The organism is Halolactibacillus halophilus, from assembly GCF_900115605.1.
GTDB lineage: Bacteria > Bacillota > Bacilli > Bacillales > Amphibacillaceae > Halolactibacillus > Halolactibacillus halophilus.
This window is the reverse complement of record NZ_FOXC01000025.1, coordinates 24,753-40,952: the sequence shown is the minus strand read 5'-3', so window position 1 is coordinate 40,952 and position 16,200 is coordinate 24,753. Positions and strand designations below refer to the sequence as shown.

Below are 16,200 nucleotides of genomic sequence, written 5' to 3'. Positions count from 1 at the left end.
TTATATAAGCGATTTGAAAAAATGGCCTTCATGCCCATGATACACACCCTCTCTTTTTTTGTGACGGTCATTGTTAGCGATTTAATTATACCATGCGGAATATATGTTTGTCACTTCAAAAATATTCAAAACAAACGATTCATCACCCACCTAGTGCTGACGCACTTGAGGAAGGTGTCTTCTCGCCTTAATGCGATAAATGAGATAAGTTAGAATAACATTGACAGGGTACTTACGTACTTTTTCTTTATACTAGAATTCTTCTAGAATAGTTTAAAGTCCTTCTGTATGAAAATTTTGAATTAATGTTCTAAGCATGGTATTATTATTTATGAGAGGTGCTTCATTCCGTAAATGTTAGCTTAGTGCTTACATTTTACAAGAGGGATTTCTTTTTTGTATGTGTTTAATTTGGAAGTATTCAGCTAAAAAACGTACGTGTATACATTCCAATTATTAAATATTGACATTAATATAAAATAGTGTTATTTTTGTTATGTCATGGATTTTTTGTAAACCCTTCCATTGTAGTTCCAGAGTTACTCTATAAAATTAGAATTATATTTAAGCGCTCATCCACAGTGTAGCCACTCAACCTCGTGGGATTGTTTCTAAGTTCTCAGGGATGCGGGTCCCCCCCGCCGCCCCTGAGAACTTATCATTATACCAATCCGTAAGCGAATGGTACTAGAAGAACCATTATCTCGACCATCCGCCTGTTGTTCAAAGACACCGTTACGATAATTACCCGAGTTGATGCTTTTTACCTCATAATATTCGTAATCAAGAAAGTATGTTAGTTTATTTTGAGAAAAAGGATTGTTCACACAAAAGATTGTACACTATTGAATTTAACGTGTAACTGTTGTAGCTGCTAAGCACTATTAGATTCATACATCTAATTAGACGACAGGTCAACGCTATTCGGCTTGTGAGGTTGTATTTTCAACTTTATGAGGGTAAGCATGTTTTAAAAGTAGTTTAGCTACAATGAGATTAAGTCTTTTATTATTTACAACTTGCTTCCATATACTTCTTCTTTATACAAGGAGAACCCGGAGTAACAGTACTATTATGAAATCGTTAAAAAGAATTAATTTCTAATTTTTTATCCATGAGGAAGATTCTCAATCACTTATGAGTGATTGGAGAGTTAAGATCAAAAACAAGATCTTAACCATAAATTTATTATACGAGGAGAATATACAATGAAAATAGGATTTATAGGAATTGGAAATATGGGAAGTGCCATGATCAATGGGTTAGTCAAAGCTGAAAATGCTGATGTATACGCTTATGATATTGATAAGAAAAAAATAGCGAACATCGATCAGGAAAAAGTTCAGGTTGTAGACTCAGTCAAAGAAATTTTTGATCTTGGTAAATATGTTATATTGGCCGTTAAACCTGAAGTTTATAAACAAGTATTTAAAGAGATCAAACCATTCATTACGGATGAACACATCATTGTGACGATTGCTCCTGGATTTTCAATTCAGTCAATTAAAGGTTTTCTAGGACAAGACACTAAAGTAGTGAGAACGATGCCAAATACACCTGCTTTAGTAAATGAAGGCATGACAGCCTATAGTTTTAGAGAAGGAGAAATTACAGAAGAAAATCATGAGGAAGTCAAAAATATATTCTCTTCATTTGGAAAATATATTAAGATAAATGAAACAGATATCGAAGCCTTTATCACCATTGCCGGTAGCTCACCAGCGTATGCCTATGTTTATATGGAAGCTATGGCAGATGCAGCCGTTTCTTTTGGTCTTAACCGAGATGTCTCCTATAAGCTCGCCGCACAAGCATTAAAAGGTGCAGCACAAATGGTATTAGAAACTGGCGATCACCCCGCGGTTTTAAAAGATTCAGTTACTTCACCAGGTGGAGGAACAATACAAGCTATCCTGAAATTAGAAGAAACTGGATTCAGAACAGCCATTATCCAATCTATGCAGGCAGTTTATAAAAAATCAATTGAACAAGGAAAACTAAGCGAATAATTTTCAATAAATAACTTAAAATATTATTCATGTCCCATGCAATTGATTATTTACATCAGATATCGTTTATCAATTTAAGTAAAATATTATAATAAAACATAAAAAAGGAAGTATATAATGAAGAAAAAACGTTTAGCGTTATTAGGATGTGGCTATTTAAATAAAATTGTAGCAGATGCTGTAATCAATGGTGTTTTGCCAGAATATGAATTAGTTGGTGTTTTAGCAAAAAATTCAGAAAGTGCAAAAATGTTTGCCCATCAGTATGGTGCAACTGCTTGTTCAACTATCGATCAACTAATGGATCTTAAACCTGACTTTGTACCAGAAGCGGCAGCGGGACAAGCCGTTGTGGATTATGCCGAAACCATATTAAGTCGTAGTTCTAATATTATTATTCTTTCAGCTGCTCCTTTAGCGGATACTAAATTCTTTGAAAAACTTAAAATAACAGCTGAAGAAAATGATGTAAAAATATATTTACCAGGTGGTGCAACTGGAGCATATAGCCTTTTACAAACAGCCTCATTAATGAGTAAAACACCTATAGAAGTTACGATAACTTCTAAGAAATCACCAAATTTCATAAAAAATACTCCATTTTACAAAGAAAATTTAATGGGGATTACAAAAAAAGAAAGAGTTTTCTCAGGATCAGCCAAAGATATTATAGAAGCGTATCCCTATGTATTTAACGTGATTTTTTCAACAGCAAATGCCAGTGCAGGTCTTGAAAATACGACGTTTCATATCGATGCAACTCCGGACTTCTCAGGCGATGATTATAGAATTGAAGTCACAGGCGATGATATTCAACTAGATTTAAGCATTATGTCGCAAGATTATAGTATTGCAGGTTGGAGCGTAGTTACGATTCTTAAAAATGCTGTATCAACGGTGGTTTTTTAATTAAATTAAAATAAAGGAATTTCATTCTATCGTTTTTTCACCCACAATTGAGTAGGAGGTAGGTGATTCGATCACCTACCAACCTCTCACATCACCGTATAAAACGGATCCATAATATCGTTTTAATTTATATACAAAGCTACATTGACTTGTTTTTAAACGAAGGGTTAAATTTCTAATACCCACTTCAATAAATTGCTCATTTTATAGTGCTCGTTGAAGGGCGAGTGTTTTTGAGCTAATCCGATCCCCTTTCCTACTCGCAGCTAATTTAAGTATTTTATCATCAGATATTACAATTATATATGTGCTTCTTCCCCGTTTTCAGCGTTCCTAAAGCGTTTTCGGTTAATATCACTACAAGTTTTTGATTTAAAACAGAGGCCTCCTCGGTTAGAGTAGTCACTTTCCACTTATGTCATGTGCACAAGAAAAAAGACAGCCCACTCATGGCTGTCTTTTTTCTTTATATAGATTGCTCGTTTCATTTTAATTTGGTTCAATTAAGCCGTATCGACCATCATGACGACGATACACAACGTTTGTATCTCCTGATTCAGCGTTAGTGAATACGTAGAAACTGTGTCCTAACATATCCATTTGTAAAACGGCTTCTTCAGAGTCCATCGGTTTAAGATTAAATCGCTTCGTACGGACGATTTCAATACCTTCATCATCATCTTCAGGTTCATTCGCTAACAAATCTTTTTCCATCTCAGCAAAGATATGTTTAGGCGCACCCTTAGCACGCGTTTTTCTGTTAATTTTAGTTTTGTATTTACGGATTTGACGCTCTAACTTATCTACGACTAGATCTATCCCCGCATATAAGTCAGTGTTCTTTTCCTCTGCTCTTAGTAAAAGGTTTGGCATCGGAATGGTAACCTCAATCTCTTGTTCGTCATTATAGACACTTAAATTCACATTCACATCTGATGTGGGAGGTGTTTCAAAATAGCGTTCTAATTTGCTCACCTTTTTCTCGATATAGCTTTTTATTGCGCCAGTCACCTCAATATTTTCTCCTCGAATGTTGTATTTCATGTAAGTGTCCTCCTTTCTATATCTATACTTCATAATTACCCCTGGGTGAAATTTTATAAACATGAAATGTAAAAGTTTTTTAAAGTTTTTAATATTCTTTCAAAAAACCTTTAATACCCTGACTTTCTTGACATTACATTTTCATCCATAATTATCAAAACCCAAAAACCTTGTCTATTTAAAACTAGACAAGGCTCTATCGAGTACTATTTGATGCTATTTTTTCTTATCCCAATACGTGCCATCATTCGTAGCCACTTGTTGATAAGGATTTAAATATTGTTGATTAGATGTTTTTTGTTTTTTTGCTTGCCGCATATTATTTTGAATCGACTCGAGCACTTGAGCTAATAGATTTTGCATAGCTTGATCGTCCTTTAAAATGCGTTCTAACTGCTGCTTTTCTTCATCAGAATAAGGACCAGCTAACTGATCTAATAATTTCTGACGGTCGTCTAAATGTTTATTCACAAGATAAATCAAATCTTCTTTATTCTTTTTTTGAGATTGTACTTCTAACTTCGCCTTGAACGTCGTCGTAAACTGTTCCAGTTCATTCAATCTAGACATTAGGCCTTCGCACCCTGTGAATATTGCATCGTCTTCGCTTGTTTCATAACTTCTTTCCAAGTGTTTCTAAAATCTTCCACCAAAGTATAAGCTTCCATTAAAATTTCTGGATCATTTTTAATATTTGCATCAATTAACCGACGGTTAATAAATTCATATAGTGGCAAGATATCTTTGGCGATTGGTGCATCATGATCAAGCGTAATAATCAACTCACTAATAATGTCTTGCGCACGTTGAATATTATTATTTTTCGATGGAATATCTTTTTCTTCCATCGCCTTTTTTGCCTGTTTCATAAACTTTAAACACCCATTATACAACATAAGGGTTAATTCTTGTGGTGTTGCGGTATTTACCGAGTTTGTTTTGTAGGCTTGGTGTTGCTGCATCATATAAGTATGACATCCTCTCTATTTAAAACCTTTAACTTTCTTATTGTCCGCCCATCATTTGTTGAGACATATAATTAGATTGTTCATTCATTTTTTGAATTGCTGATTCCATCGCGGTAAACTGGCTCCAATAACGATCTTCTACTTGAACAAGACGACGATTGAAGTTATCAATCCGTGTATTCATGTTTTGTAATTCACGACCAAGTGAATACTGTTGAATTTGGCTTGTTGAACGTCCTGCTTTGTCATTGATTCTAGTCGTCGTTTGATCAATCGCATCGTTTAACTTATTAAAGATACCACGATCAGCACCATCACTACTGTTGGTAAAGAGCGAATCCACAGATGTCGGATCATCTCTTAATGCCTCACGTAATTTATCTTCATCAATAACAAGCTTTCCACCATCCATGTAGTCACTCGTCGTACTAATACCAATAGATGATAAGTGTTTAAAATTACCATCAGATTCAACAGAACCCATCCATGCTTGGCGCATTTTTGAGAGTCCATCCATCAAAATTGAGTCGTTTTTCAGCAAACCACTGCGGGCTTTTTCTTCCCAAAGTTCTATTTCACGCTCACTCATTGACTCCATTTCTTCAGATGTTAAAGGATCATAATCACTGTAGCGTTCTTCTCTTGTCTTACTTGTTACTTCATCTACAAGCGAGTTATATTGATCAACAAACTTCACAATTTTATCAACTGCAGCATCTGTGTCATCACTAATATTGACATACGCTGGTGTATCTGCGGTTACATTATTAAAAGTAAAGGTAATACCATTTAATGTTGTTTGGTTTGTTTTTGAGGTTAATTCAACACCATTGTATTTGAAGGTTGCATCGGTGCCACCTATCTCACCTGCAGAAGACATCCCAAATAATTTAGACAACCCAGAACCATCCGCAAAATCAATTTCTTTCTCACCAGGACGATTATCACCTGCTATATCACTCTCCATGATAACCTTATCTTGAGTGGTATCATAGAATGCTCGAACGCCATTATCTTCATTTGTAATCTTAGTCAAAATAGTATCTAAGGTATCATCTTCGGTAAGATTATAAGTGAAGTCACCTTTAGAAGTTGTGAATGTTAGTTCATTCACTTCATCAAATGTACTAACCCCATTTAAGCGACTGCCATCAGGGTCTTCTATTTGAGATTTAATTGTTTGAAAAGGGTTTATTTTCTCTTTACCTGTAGCAGTTAACACATTCTGACTTACATTAATCGCTGACGTTGCAAGCTCTGTTACCTCCATTTTATAGCTACCGTTAGAGGCTCTAGACGTTGCTGTTGCGGTTACCGCATTGTTTGATGATGACGTCTCTTTCGTCATTAACGAACTCGATAAACGCATGTCGAGTAGTGAGTCATCTAACTCTTTTAATTTGACATTATAGTCACGGTAAGCATCACGTGTCCACTCAAGACGTGTTTTATCTGCTTCAACACGATTTAGTGGCATCCGTTCTGCTGTCATTAAGTCTTTGACCATTTGGTCTATATCCATACCTGATGCGAATCCTGAAATACGCATAACATCACCTTCTTTTATATTTTTTCATCGACGAGAAAGCCCATAAACTCTGCCATTTGTGCGTACATATCCAGCATTTTTTCTGGTGGAATTTCTCGTACAAGTTCTTTTGTTTCACTATCAACTACTTTAACATAATACCGATCGAGCTTATCATGCAGTTCAAATTTAATGGATGTTTTTGAAGGTTCTAAAAACTTATTCATCCCATCAACCATACTTTCCATTTCAACTCTTGCAAGTGGTTGCTCTTTTCTATCTTTCATATGTTTAGTTGCATCTTGATGTGTATCTGTCTCAATCACGAATGATTGTTCAACATGACGTGTTTGATGATTTTCGTTAGGTTGAACAGTACGTGGAGGACTCGACTGTAATCGACTGACTTCCATTGATATGTCAACTCCTTTTTTATTAGCTGTCATACATATGTATGCAGATTTTTTTAAACATCCTTAACTCATTTAATTACACGAACGCTTCTCACCCATTATATCGGCAGCATCAGTCAAATATTAAATCACGGCTATGCAAAAAGTTCTTAAAAGAAAAGATGAGAGCATAGCCCTCATCCATTTGTCTTACTTATCTTCAATTAGGTGATGGTCTTTCATGCGAAAGACCCGGTCACAATAAGTGAGTAAACTTTCATCGTGCGTCACCATAATAGCGGCCTTATCTTTTGCTTTTACTTCTTGCTTAATAAGCGAAACAATCTCATGACTCCTGTCTTCATCTAGACTCGCGGTTGGTTCATCGGCAAGGATAAGGGCCGGATCATTCATAAAGGCTCTCGCAACAGCTACTCGCTGTTTTTCCCCACCAGACAACTGATGCGGATAATGCTTGCGTCTTTTTTCTAATCCTACATCCGTAAGCAATGCTTTTGCTCGCTCTTTTCGTTCTTTTTTATCCATGTTATTAAGCTTTGCGACCAAATCTAATTGATCTTCCGCATGAAGGTATGGTAAAAGTTCAGCTGTTTGAAAAATAAAACCGATATCATTCAATCTAACTTCACTCCGCTGGCTTTCATCTAAGTTTTTAACGCTTTTTCCATTAATCAATACATTTCCCTCATCCGTTGATAGAAGGGCACCAATAATGGAAAGAAGCGTACTTTTACCTGAACCCGATGGACCAACAATGGCGACAAATTCACCTTTCTTGATTTTGAAATCAATGGTTTTTAGTACATCAATATATGTCTCACCGTCTTTAAAACGTTTATTTATTTGCTTAACTTCTAATGGTAATGTCATTATTCAGCCCCTCCCATCGCTTGTTGTGGATCAACTTTTACGATTCGGCGACTCGATAGTAACGCACCTAAAATCGAAACTAAAAACATCAAACCACTATACATACTAATGGTCCCTAAATTGAAATGAAATGGCATGCCTTCTGGTAAGATAAAGGTCATCGAGTAGGTAAACAATACCGAGATACCGAGACTAAATACAGAAAGAATCACCACTTGCATTAAAGTTGAACCGATAAGGAAACGGTTCTTCGCACCAATAGCTTTTAAAATTCCGAACTGTTTTAATTTCTGAATCGTAATGATGTAGAAGAAGGCAGCTAACACAAAGACCGAAATAACAATTAAGAAGAAAATCATCATATTCAGTGACATTTGTTCTGAAGAATGTCCTGGCACCGCATCAATCACCGCACTTTTATCAACCCATTCCCCTTCTTCTAATATGCTATCAATTGAAGCTTTTAACGTGTCATTTCCTTCAAATATGACGACTGTATTGGCTACTTGATTCGGACTGATCTCCTCAGCGTAAAATACTGTTTCTGATACGTAAACAACAGGCGTATGTCGGTATGTTTGTCCTTCAGTAAAACCTACCACGGTAAACGTTAAATCTGTTGCTTCATCATAAAGGGTATCTTGTAATGACACCCCATCGGCCTTCATCGTTTGATCGACAATAATGTTAAGTGAGGCGTCGTTTGTTAAATCTTCTCCACCGGTCACACCTGGATATAATTTAGCGTCTCTATCTACTGGAATCATTGTAGCCGCTAACTTTTCATCCGCTTTTCCCTCGTGCACAAAGCGAACCGGATGAGTAATAAGTGGTTGCCAGCCTTCTTCTGTCGGCACGTCATTAACTAAATCTTCAATTAAAAAACCGGACTGGTCTAACTGATTTTCACTGTCTGTACTTACATAAAATTCCGTTGCTTCAGATTCAGCTAGCATGGAAATATTATCATCAGATAGACCTCTGGCTAATCCACTGACAATTAAGACAAGTGACGCGATCAAAAATAAAATTAAAGCGATCAAGCCGTATTTTACTTTAGAAAAACGCATATCTTTTATCGCTAAGTGAAACATAAAATCTTCCTCCCTTAAAACCCGTTTGTGTGTTATTGAGCAATATCTTTATGTATAATATTTTAACCTTTTAGTTTTTAAAGTGCAATTATAAAACCTCAATCACTTATACTTTTGTCATTTATATTGACCAATAAGTCATTAGAACTGTTTTAGATACTGATTTACTCTCCATCAGTATCTTTGTATATGTCTAAATGGAACGAATTCTTAGTTTAAAGATTAAAAAATCCGAACATGACTATTTTTTCGTCATGTTCGGATTCGTTTGTATTTACGTGTGATGTCTTTTCATCTATAACTCTCTCGACTCTTTTTAATTTCCCGTTTATATTGATACATCCTCTTATCTGCCTCTTTTAATAACTCATCCACAAAAATTTTATCAGTTAGTTGCTGCTTTTGATCTTGACTAATTCGGGCCATCCCATACGAGAGTGTCACAATCTTTGTCTTATGTTTGAACGCTTCATTTATGGAATCTAAATGTTGATGGATGGCTGCTTCATCTTTATCTAATGAGACAATCACAAACTCATCTCCACCGAAGCGAAAGCCTTTATGACAATATTTTCTTATCATATCCGCGAAGTTAATCAGAAGTGTATCACCTGCCTTATGTCCAAACTTATCGTTGACTTGTTTAAAATCGTTAAAATCCACCATAATTAAGGTCACAGCCTGCCATGATGCTTCTTTAACTAATTCTTCAAGATATTCATAAAAAAATTGTCTGTTATAGAGTTTTGTTAAAGGATCGGTAATACTCATGGCTTTCAGTTCATTTACTTTTATTTTCAATTCCATCTCTAAACTCAGTTTTTCTTCGAATAATCGGGTTAATTCTGAATTGGCATTAAACATGTTTTCTACCATTTTTCTATATTGATCTGGATATGGGATAAAAATAAGCCAATAACCGTCGTCATTTTTTACATACTTTAAAAAATAGGCACGCGCTTTTTCACCTGGTACTTTCAAATAGATATCAGTTGTACCTAATGATTTATTTTCATCAAGAATGTTATTAAGCCGCTTCTTAGAGTAATTATCAACACTATCAAATATCAACGTTTGGTCTGGTGACACTTTAATGTCCTTACCAAACGCATAAAGAATCTCTCCATTCGTATTGACACAGACCCCTGTCACGTCCACTGCACTAATCGCTTGTAAAAAGCTCTCCGCTTCTCTTCCCCCCATTGGTTGCACCACCTAAACAATCATTAAAACGCCTTGCGTTTACTTCATTCATTTACTATTGAATCATTCTAAACATAAATCGAAATTTATGCTGTTGTATGCTTTATAAATTCTTTTCCTTCTTCTAACCAACCACTCAAGTCTTTAATCGTTTTAAAATAATGGTCGTAAAACACTTGTTTGAGTAACGTTTCATCACAGTGAAACGCATACCCACCTACTATAACGATTGGACGTGTTTCTGGGTCTAACATTTTTAGTGTTTCACTTAATTCTACTGCTTTATCAATATGTTCTGTCATTGTGACTGAATAAGCGACAACATCAATATTAAGCGCTTGAATACGTTCAATGAGATCACTGTTAGGAACATTCGGTCCAAACTCAAACGTTTGCATTTGATAAATATTAAAGAGATTTTTAATCATTTGTATTCCGAGATAATGTGTATTTGATTCAACCGAAAAGACAGCCGCTTTCTTACTGTCCATTTGAAACGATTTTACTGACTCAGCACTAATTTGGGTCAGAACAAATTGGGTAATAGCTGTTGCCACATGTTCTTGCACAATTGAAATATCATTTGTCTCCCACAAGTCACCAGTGCTGTACATCGCATCTGTAATCACTGTGTAGACATCGATTAGGGAATATTGATTACTTAAAGCTTCTTTAATAATGTCATAAGCTTCCCGCGTATGACCATTCAATAACGCATTTGTGTATTTTTCTCTGACTACTTCTAACGCGGACATGGCTTTCATCTTCTTCACCACTTTATTTCTATTATATAACAAAAAACAACATTTCAACCCTCATAGTTAATATGTCATATTACTTAAGTCTATTCCCTCTTTTAGTTCGACTAAAACGAACTGCCTCAACATGTAAAAATGTATATAAAAAAACACTCCCGATAATTTAATACTATCATCTGGAGTGTCTTTAAAAATTAATCATCACTACCTGCAAAAATCATAATAAATTTAAGTAATTGTAACACAGCAATGGCGGCTGATGCCACATACGTTAGAGCTGCGGCATTTAATACTTTACCAACGCCTACTTTTTCTTGTGGTGAAACGAAGTTCAATTCTTCTAACTCCACTTTCGCCCGGTGAGAGGCATCATACTCGACCGGTAGCGTCACCAGTTGAAATAACACAGCGGCTGAGAATAAGCCAATCCCAACACCAATCAATGGCTCAAATGTAAAGAAACCAAGGATCAATAGCCACGGTGCCATTCTTGAACCGATATTTGCCGCCGGAAACAAAGCTGAACGAAACTTCAACATACTATAACTCTCCGCATGCTGAATCGCATGGCCAACCTCGTGTGCCGCAATAGCTAATGATGAAACAGAAGCACCACTATAAATTGGACCCGATAACCTCACTGTTTTTGAACGTGGGTCGTAATGGTCGGATAAATCACCTCGATTTGATCGTTCAATTGTGACATCATATAAACCGTGCTTATCTAAAATACGTCGAGCGACTTGAACACCAGTTAATTGTGCCGATGCTTGCACCCGACTGTATTTATAAAAGTTTCCTTTCACTTTTGATTGTGCCCACATCGCAATACCAAAAGCGATGAATATTAAGAAATCCATGGGGTGGAAGAAAAACATTATTTGTCACGTCCTTTTGCTTTATTTTTATATGTTACAATCTCTGCTTTTACACCTAATGTCTTTAATTGATGCATCAAACGTTCTAATTTTGATGGCTGAATCGTAAAGCCTCTTAATAATTGTGTTTGTTGAATCGTCTCGTCACACATCTGGCATCTTCCTTTCATCGTTACTAAGGATAGTATACCTCAACAATGTGAACTGAATATGAACCCATTAATATTTTTTAAGTCGTACAAAAAAGGTTGTGCCTTGATGGTGATCACTAACAACGTGAATGTCACCGTCATGTAAATGAATAATTTTTTTGACAATCGATAGACCGAGTCCACTGCCTGCATTTTTTTCTGAACGGGCATCATCAACTTTGTAGAAGCGGTCAAAAATATACGGGAGCTTGTCTTCAGGGATCCCGCGCCCAGTATCATGAATACGAATCACGCGGCGGTCATGTTCTAAATAATAGTTGATATCAATCGTACCACCTACATCAGTAAACTTAATTGCATTGGTTATTAAGTTAATCCAAACCAGCTCCATAAGGTCTTCATCTAATTCTAAACTGAGCGGCTCTAAATCAACATTAACCATCAAATCTTTGGCTTGCCACAGTGGTGCGGTTGTTAAAATAATTGACCTAATTTGTTCATCCAGGCGATACGTTTGTTTATTTAATGTAAAGTGGTCATCATCTAAACTTTGTAACTTTAACAAATGCGTTGATAAGCGCGAGAGACGATCTGTTTCTTGATATATGATCGCCAAATATTTCGCCTCATCTTCTGGGTGAATAACCCCATCTTGAATTGCTTTTGTGTTGCCTTTAATTGATGTTAGAGGTGATTGGATTTCATGAGAGACATTAGAAACAAAAGCTTTTCTTGACTCATCAGTTGATTTCAATGTCTGAATCATCTCATCAAAAGATACCATTAATTGACCAATCTCATCTTCTCTTTCTGTTTTTAAGTCAACATCAAAATTTCCTCGGGTCACTTCTTTTGCGGCAACTGTTAACTTTTTGATGCTCTTCACAAAGTAGCGCGAAGCAAATAAGATAAAAATACTACCGCTTACTAATACAAACATAAGCGTTCGGATCATAAGTTGACGCCGGTTCGCTAAATCATCTGATAGATCGATATGGACGTGTAGTACTTCCCCTATTTCAGGATCAATCATCATGTACATATCTTTCGTTAACCTTTGAATATCCTTTATGACGAAATGATCGTCGGTTGTTTCCGTAAGCAATTGGTTAATTTCTGATGCTGTTAAAGCGTGTGATAAGCCATCTACACTTTGCACGGTGGCATCGATTCCTAAATCAGTTAATATTGGAATGATTTTTTCCTTATCCTCATCACCAGCTAATTGATACACATGAATGACCCCTTGCTTTATTTCCGATAACTCATCCTCATAATCAGCCACATCTCCTGCAATTCTTGTTGTGATATAGTAGGACAAGATTAAACTACCCAAGACACCGATAAGAAACGTTAAAACAAATTTCCAATAAAGATGTTCGCGCATTAAAAACCATCCTTTAGCTGATAACCGAGTCCTCTAACAGTTACAATTTTAAAGGATTGAAGGTTGTGGAGCTTTTCTCTTAAACGTTTAATATGAACATCTACAGTACGCTCATCCCCGTCATAATCATATCCCCAGACTTTATCAAGCAGTTGTTGTCGGGTTAAAATGCGCCCTTTTTCTTCTGCTAAAGTAAAAAGTAGGGCCATTTCTTTTTTCTTCAGTTGAATGACAGATTGTTCTGTCGTCACGGTCAGTTGTTCTAAATCGAGTGATGTCTTATTCACTTCTAATTTTTTATCATGTAGAACATGATGGCGTTTAAGCAAAGCTTTTACACGTAAGACAAGTTCTATTGGATCAAACGGTTTCACTAAATAATCATCTGTCCCAACTTCAAAACCAATCACTTTATCATCCGATTCTCCTTTGGCCGTTACTAATAAAATCGGCAAATCGCTAAATAGACGAATCGATTCAATGAGTTCTATCCCGTTCACACGTGGCATCATCACATCGATGACTGCTAGGTCAATACGGTTTTGTTCAAACTTGTTAAGCGCTTCTTCACCATCTATCGCTTCAAGCACATGAAAATTTTCTTTTTCTAAATATAAGCGAATCAATTGTCTAATGTGTTGATCATCATCGGCCACAAGAATAGTTATCATGCTAAAATCCCTTTCCTCACTGTTAAAATAGTGTCATTTTATATTGGATACTTTTTAATTTTTACACATAACCTAGTATAGCGGATACGCTCTTAACCTGTCACTTAAAACACTAACATACCTCTTCATCGCAAAAATGAATAAAAGCCATACAAAGAAAGTATGACTGAGGTACTAAACATCCACACGTGTTTGTGCTACACTAATAACGACTAAAAATGAAGGGGGTATTTCTTTTGGGAACTGAATTGGCACCGAAGGGGAAATCTTGTCGAATTGTAACAACAAAAGTACTGGAAGATGACATTGCGATTGCTTGTCTTGATCATGATAAAGGTTTTATCTATTTTAATCTATCTGACATTGACAACCAATCTCAAAATATAAAAAGTTATGTCACATCGCTGATTGACCAAATCAAAGCCGGTGACTTTGAAACACCTCTTGTTGATATGAATGATGAAGAAGTTTGTTGCTAAAATAATTAGCTTACTATAAAAAGATAAAAGCATGCGCTACAAACGCATGCTTTTTTGTCTGTTTTATTCAGGTATGGCTGTCTTTTTTAAACACTGTATTTAAACGTTTTTACTGCATCTTTAATCGCTGTCTTACCACCAATAACTTGAAACTCTCGACCAATTAAATGATCGTTTTGAACCGTCTCAACAAGAACAGTCGCAACATCTCCTCTTGATATGTCACCTGCATCGACTGTTTCCTCAATTTGTACTTGGTTCGTTCCTTCATCATTTGTGAGTCGACCAGGATGAACAATAGTATAATCTAAGCCGCTTCTGCGCAACCAATCATCAGCAAAGTGCTTTGCAATGACATACGGTTTAAAACCTTCAGGTGCCGCTTGAATTGCTTTACGGGTCGTATCAAATGAGCTGACCATGACGTAACGTTTAACGCCTGCTTGTCTTGCAGCTTCGATTGTTTTAACCGCCCCATCTAAATCAATTGTCACTGTTTTATCTGCGCCAGTATTCGGACCTGAACCAGCTGTAAAGATAACAGCATCAATATCTTGATAGGCGCGTTTAATATTTGCAATATCGTCTTCTAAATCAATACACACGGCATCAATACCACGTTGTAATAATGCTTTTTGTTGGTCTTCTTTTCTCACCATCGCTCTAACAGTGACATTTGGTGCGGCGTGTAACTGATCAACAACATGTTGACCAACTTGACCGTTTGCTCCTACTACTAGTACTTTCATCGAATCATCCTTTCTAAAAGTCATCGTCTAATATGTACTATTACCGTTATAGAAAGGATTAAAACATCCTCACCCGAAGCGTTTACGATACCCGCACTTACGACATAGCTCTTCTATTGCTTCGCGCCTTGAGAACCCATCAATGATGTTGGTACTACGTTCATTGGTGATAATCTCACCAAAGGCTGTGTCATCCACATTACCTAAGTTAATCACACCTTCTCCGTCTAAACAACAAGGTATGACGGTCCCATCAGTTAAAATACCCACTTGATTACGTAAACCGTGACAAAAACCAACCCCATCGTCTTCTATTTCATCAAGTGATGGCCAGGTGAATTGATAGTCTTGATTTAAATAGACCCCTTCTGCTAGTTTAATCCCTTGTGTCGGTGATAACCGGTCTATTAAAGGCTCTGTCACGTTAAATGTCTCTTCTAGACGACGGAGAATATTTGCGTTAGACTGACGGATGGCTTCAGTTTCTTCATCTTTCTTTAAGTTCCACAGCCGAAACGAGACAATTGTCTCACTTGTTTCTTTTAACGTTGTCACAAACGTTAAGATATCCTCTAAATACTTGTCTCCATCAATCTTAAATGGTTGACCTTCAAAGCTATGCAATGAAAAATTGAGCTGTCTGAGTGCTGGCTGATTAAGCAAATGTTGCTGTTTCTTTTTAATCAACGTTCCATTCGTCGTAATATTGACTTTAAAGCCGAACTGATGACTAAGTTGTAATAACTCACTGAGTTTGGGATGTAGAAGCGGCTCGCCCTTCACATGAAAGTTTAAATAATCAGTGTAAGGTCTGATAGCTTCTAGACGTTGTTTAAATGTATCTGTTGAAATAAACGCTTTAGGACGTAATGTTTCCGGACAAAATGTACACGCTAAATTACACACACTGGTAATCTCTAGATAAAACTTTTTAAATCGTGGCAATAAACTCATCCTATTCTATGATGTATTCATACTTATCTGTTTTAAATTCTTCCGCTAACATCTTTGTTCTTATTCATTATAAAGGATTTAACACTGTGATTCACGGTGTTTTTGTGAACAATTAGGCTTTAATCTGTTGATAG

At 36.2% G+C, this 16,200-nt stretch carries 18 protein-coding genes; 3 read left to right on the top strand and 15 right to left on the bottom strand.

Annotation, left to right across the window (positions count from 1 at the left end; genetic code table 11):
• Positions 1 to 1,208: 1,208 nt before the first annotated feature.
• Positions 1,209 to 2,009, top strand: a complete 801-nt coding sequence (gene proC / locus BM098_RS09350) for a pyrroline-5-carboxylate reductase (protein WP_089832672.1) — start codon at positions 1,209 to 1,211, stop codon at positions 2,007 to 2,009.
• Between the two features lie 117 nt (positions 2,010 to 2,126).
• Positions 2,127 to 2,918 carry an aspartate dehydrogenase domain-containing protein gene (locus tag BM098_RS09345; protein WP_089832670.1) on the top strand — a complete coding sequence of 264 codons (792 nt, stop codon included), beginning with the start codon at positions 2,127 to 2,129 and terminating at the stop codon, positions 2,916 to 2,918.
• Positions 2,919 to 3,407: 489 nt separating this feature from the next.
• Here BM098_RS09345 and hpf read toward each other — a convergent pair whose 3' ends face one another.
• The 13 genes from hpf to BM098_RS09285 form a co-directional block, all read right to left on the bottom strand.
• On the bottom strand, positions 3,408 to 3,962 hold the full coding sequence (gene hpf, locus BM098_RS09340; protein WP_089832668.1) for a ribosome hibernation-promoting factor, HPF/YfiA family: 555 nt from the start codon (positions 3,960 to 3,962) through the stop codon (positions 3,408 to 3,410).
• Between the two features lie 216 nt (positions 3,963 to 4,178).
• Positions 4,179 to 4,532, bottom strand: coding sequence for a flagellar protein FliT (locus tag BM098_RS09335; RefSeq protein WP_089832666.1), 354 nt, complete (start codon positions 4,530 to 4,532; stop codon positions 4,179 to 4,181).
• Positions 4,532 to 4,927 (bottom strand): flagellar export chaperone FliS, encoded by a 396-nt coding sequence (gene fliS, locus BM098_RS09330; protein ID WP_089832664.1) that lies wholly within the window; start codon positions 4,925 to 4,927, stop codon positions 4,532 to 4,534. Before fliS ends, BM098_RS09335 begins: the two co-directional genes overlap by 1 nt.
• A gap of 40 nt (positions 4,928 to 4,967) precedes the next feature.
• Entirely contained in the window at positions 4,968 to 6,479 is a 1,512-nt protein-coding gene (locus BM098_RS09325; RefSeq protein WP_089832662.1) for a flagellar hook-associated protein 2, read from the bottom strand.
• Between the two features lie 14 nt (positions 6,480 to 6,493).
• Positions 6,494 to 6,904 (bottom strand): flagellar protein FlaG, encoded by a 411-nt coding sequence (flaG, locus tag BM098_RS09320; protein WP_234987474.1) that lies wholly within the window; start codon positions 6,902 to 6,904, stop codon positions 6,494 to 6,496.
• 156 nt (positions 6,905 to 7,060) lie between these two features.
• Entirely contained in the window at positions 7,061 to 7,741 is a 681-nt protein-coding gene (locus tag BM098_RS09315; RefSeq protein ID WP_089832658.1) for an ABC transporter ATP-binding protein, read from the bottom strand.
• Positions 7,741 to 8,835: an ABC transporter permease gene (locus BM098_RS09310; RefSeq protein ID WP_089832656.1), complete on the bottom strand. Its 1,095-nt coding sequence runs from the start codon at positions 8,833 to 8,835 to the stop codon at positions 7,741 to 7,743. The genes BM098_RS09315 and BM098_RS09310 overlap by 1 nt, the downstream gene beginning before the upstream one ends.
• A gap of 291 nt (positions 8,836 to 9,126) precedes the next feature.
• The gene (locus BM098_RS09305) at positions 9,127 to 10,038 is read right to left on the bottom strand and encodes a GGDEF domain-containing protein (protein ID WP_089832654.1); all 912 of its coding nucleotides are present in this window, start codon (positions 10,036 to 10,038) and stop codon (positions 9,127 to 9,129) included.
• Between the two features lie 86 nt (positions 10,039 to 10,124).
• Entirely contained in the window at positions 10,125 to 10,802 is a 678-nt protein-coding gene (locus BM098_RS09300) for a cobalamin B12-binding domain-containing protein (protein WP_089832653.1), read from the bottom strand.
• A gap of 188 nt (positions 10,803 to 10,990) precedes the next feature.
• Positions 10,991 to 11,656, bottom strand: a complete 666-nt coding sequence (locus BM098_RS09295) for a zinc metallopeptidase (RefSeq protein ID WP_234987473.1) — start codon at positions 11,654 to 11,656, stop codon at positions 10,991 to 10,993.
• 17 nt (positions 11,657 to 11,673) lie between these two features.
• The gene (locus BM098_RS13470; protein ID WP_234987472.1) at positions 11,674 to 11,844 is read right to left on the bottom strand and encodes a hypothetical protein; all 171 of its coding nucleotides are present in this window, start codon (positions 11,842 to 11,844) and stop codon (positions 11,674 to 11,676) included.
• 49 nt (positions 11,845 to 11,893) lie between these two features.
• Positions 11,894 to 13,213 (bottom strand): sensor histidine kinase, encoded by a 1,320-nt coding sequence (locus BM098_RS09290; RefSeq protein ID WP_089832649.1) that lies wholly within the window; start codon positions 13,211 to 13,213, stop codon positions 11,894 to 11,896.
• Positions 13,213 to 13,884 (bottom strand): response regulator transcription factor, encoded by a 672-nt coding sequence (locus tag BM098_RS09285; protein ID WP_089832647.1) that lies wholly within the window; start codon positions 13,882 to 13,884, stop codon positions 13,213 to 13,215. The genes BM098_RS09290 and BM098_RS09285 overlap by 1 nt, the downstream gene beginning before the upstream one ends.
• 236 nt (positions 13,885 to 14,120) lie before the next feature.
• Here BM098_RS09285 and BM098_RS09280 point away from each other — a divergent pair, with 236 nt between their 5' ends.
• A complete protein-coding gene (locus tag BM098_RS09280) occupies positions 14,121 to 14,363 on the top strand; it encodes a hypothetical protein (protein ID WP_089832646.1) in 243 nt (80 codons plus the stop codon).
• An 86-nt stretch (positions 14,364 to 14,449) separates the two neighbouring features.
• Here BM098_RS09280 and BM098_RS09275 read toward each other — a convergent pair whose 3' ends face one another.
• Both BM098_RS09275 and BM098_RS09270 read right to left on the bottom strand, forming a co-directional pair.
• On the bottom strand, positions 14,450 to 15,136 hold the full coding sequence (locus tag BM098_RS09275; protein ID WP_234987471.1) for an SDR family oxidoreductase: 687 nt from the start codon (positions 15,134 to 15,136) through the stop codon (positions 14,450 to 14,452).
• Positions 15,137 to 15,181: 45 nt separating this feature from the next.
• A complete protein-coding gene (locus BM098_RS09270; RefSeq protein WP_089832642.1) occupies positions 15,182 to 16,057 on the bottom strand; it encodes a radical SAM/SPASM domain-containing protein in 876 nt (291 codons plus the stop codon).
• Positions 16,058 to 16,200 lie beyond the last annotated feature (143 nt).

Coding starts and splice junctions, on each gene's coding strand:
- proC (WP_089832672.1), top strand. CDS start 1,209: ATGAAAATAGGATTTATAGGAATTGGAAATATGGGAAGTGCCATGATC.
- BM098_RS09345 (WP_089832670.1), top strand. CDS start 2,127: ATGAAGAAAAAACGTTTAGCGTTATTAGGATGTGGCTATTTAAATAAA.
- hpf (WP_089832668.1), bottom strand. CDS start 3,962: ATGAAATACAACATTCGAGGAGAAAATATTGAGGTGACTGGCGCAATA.
- BM098_RS09335 (WP_089832666.1), bottom strand. CDS start 4,532: ATGTCTAGATTGAATGAACTGGAACAGTTTACGACGACGTTCAAGGCG.
- fliS (WP_089832664.1), bottom strand. CDS start 4,927: ATGATGCAGCAACACCAAGCCTACAAAACAAACTCGGTAAATACCGCA.
- BM098_RS09325 (WP_089832662.1), bottom strand. CDS start 6,479: ATGCGTATTTCAGGATTCGCATCAGGTATGGATATAGACCAAATGGTC.
- flaG (WP_234987474.1), bottom strand. CDS start 6,904: ATGACAGCTAATAAAAAAGGAGTTGACATATCAATGGAAGTCAGTCGA.
- BM098_RS09315 (WP_089832658.1), bottom strand. CDS start 7,741: ATGACATTACCATTAGAAGTTAAGCAAATAAATAAACGTTTTAAAGAC.
- BM098_RS09310 (WP_089832656.1), bottom strand. CDS start 8,835: ATGTTTCACTTAGCGATAAAAGATATGCGTTTTTCTAAAGTAAAATAC.
- BM098_RS09305 (WP_089832654.1), bottom strand. CDS start 10,038: ATGGGGGGAAGAGAAGCGGAGAGCTTTTTACAAGCGATTAGTGCAGTG.
- BM098_RS09300 (WP_089832653.1), bottom strand. CDS start 10,802: ATGAAAGCCATGTCCGCGTTAGAAGTAGTCAGAGAAAAATACACAAAT.
- BM098_RS09295 (WP_234987473.1), bottom strand. CDS start 11,656: ATGGATTTCTTAATATTCATCGCTTTTGGTATTGCGATGTGGGCACAA.
- BM098_RS13470 (WP_234987472.1), bottom strand. CDS start 11,844: ATGAAAGGAAGATGCCAGATGTGTGACGAGACGATTCAACAAACACAA.
- BM098_RS09290 (WP_089832649.1), bottom strand. CDS start 13,213: ATGCGCGAACATCTTTATTGGAAATTTGTTTTAACGTTTCTTATCGGT.
- BM098_RS09285 (WP_089832647.1), bottom strand. CDS start 13,884: ATGATAACTATTCTTGTGGCCGATGATGATCAACACATTAGACAATTG.
- BM098_RS09275 (WP_234987471.1), bottom strand. CDS start 15,136: ATGACTTTTAGAAAGGATGATTCGATGAAAGTACTAGTAGTAGGAGCA.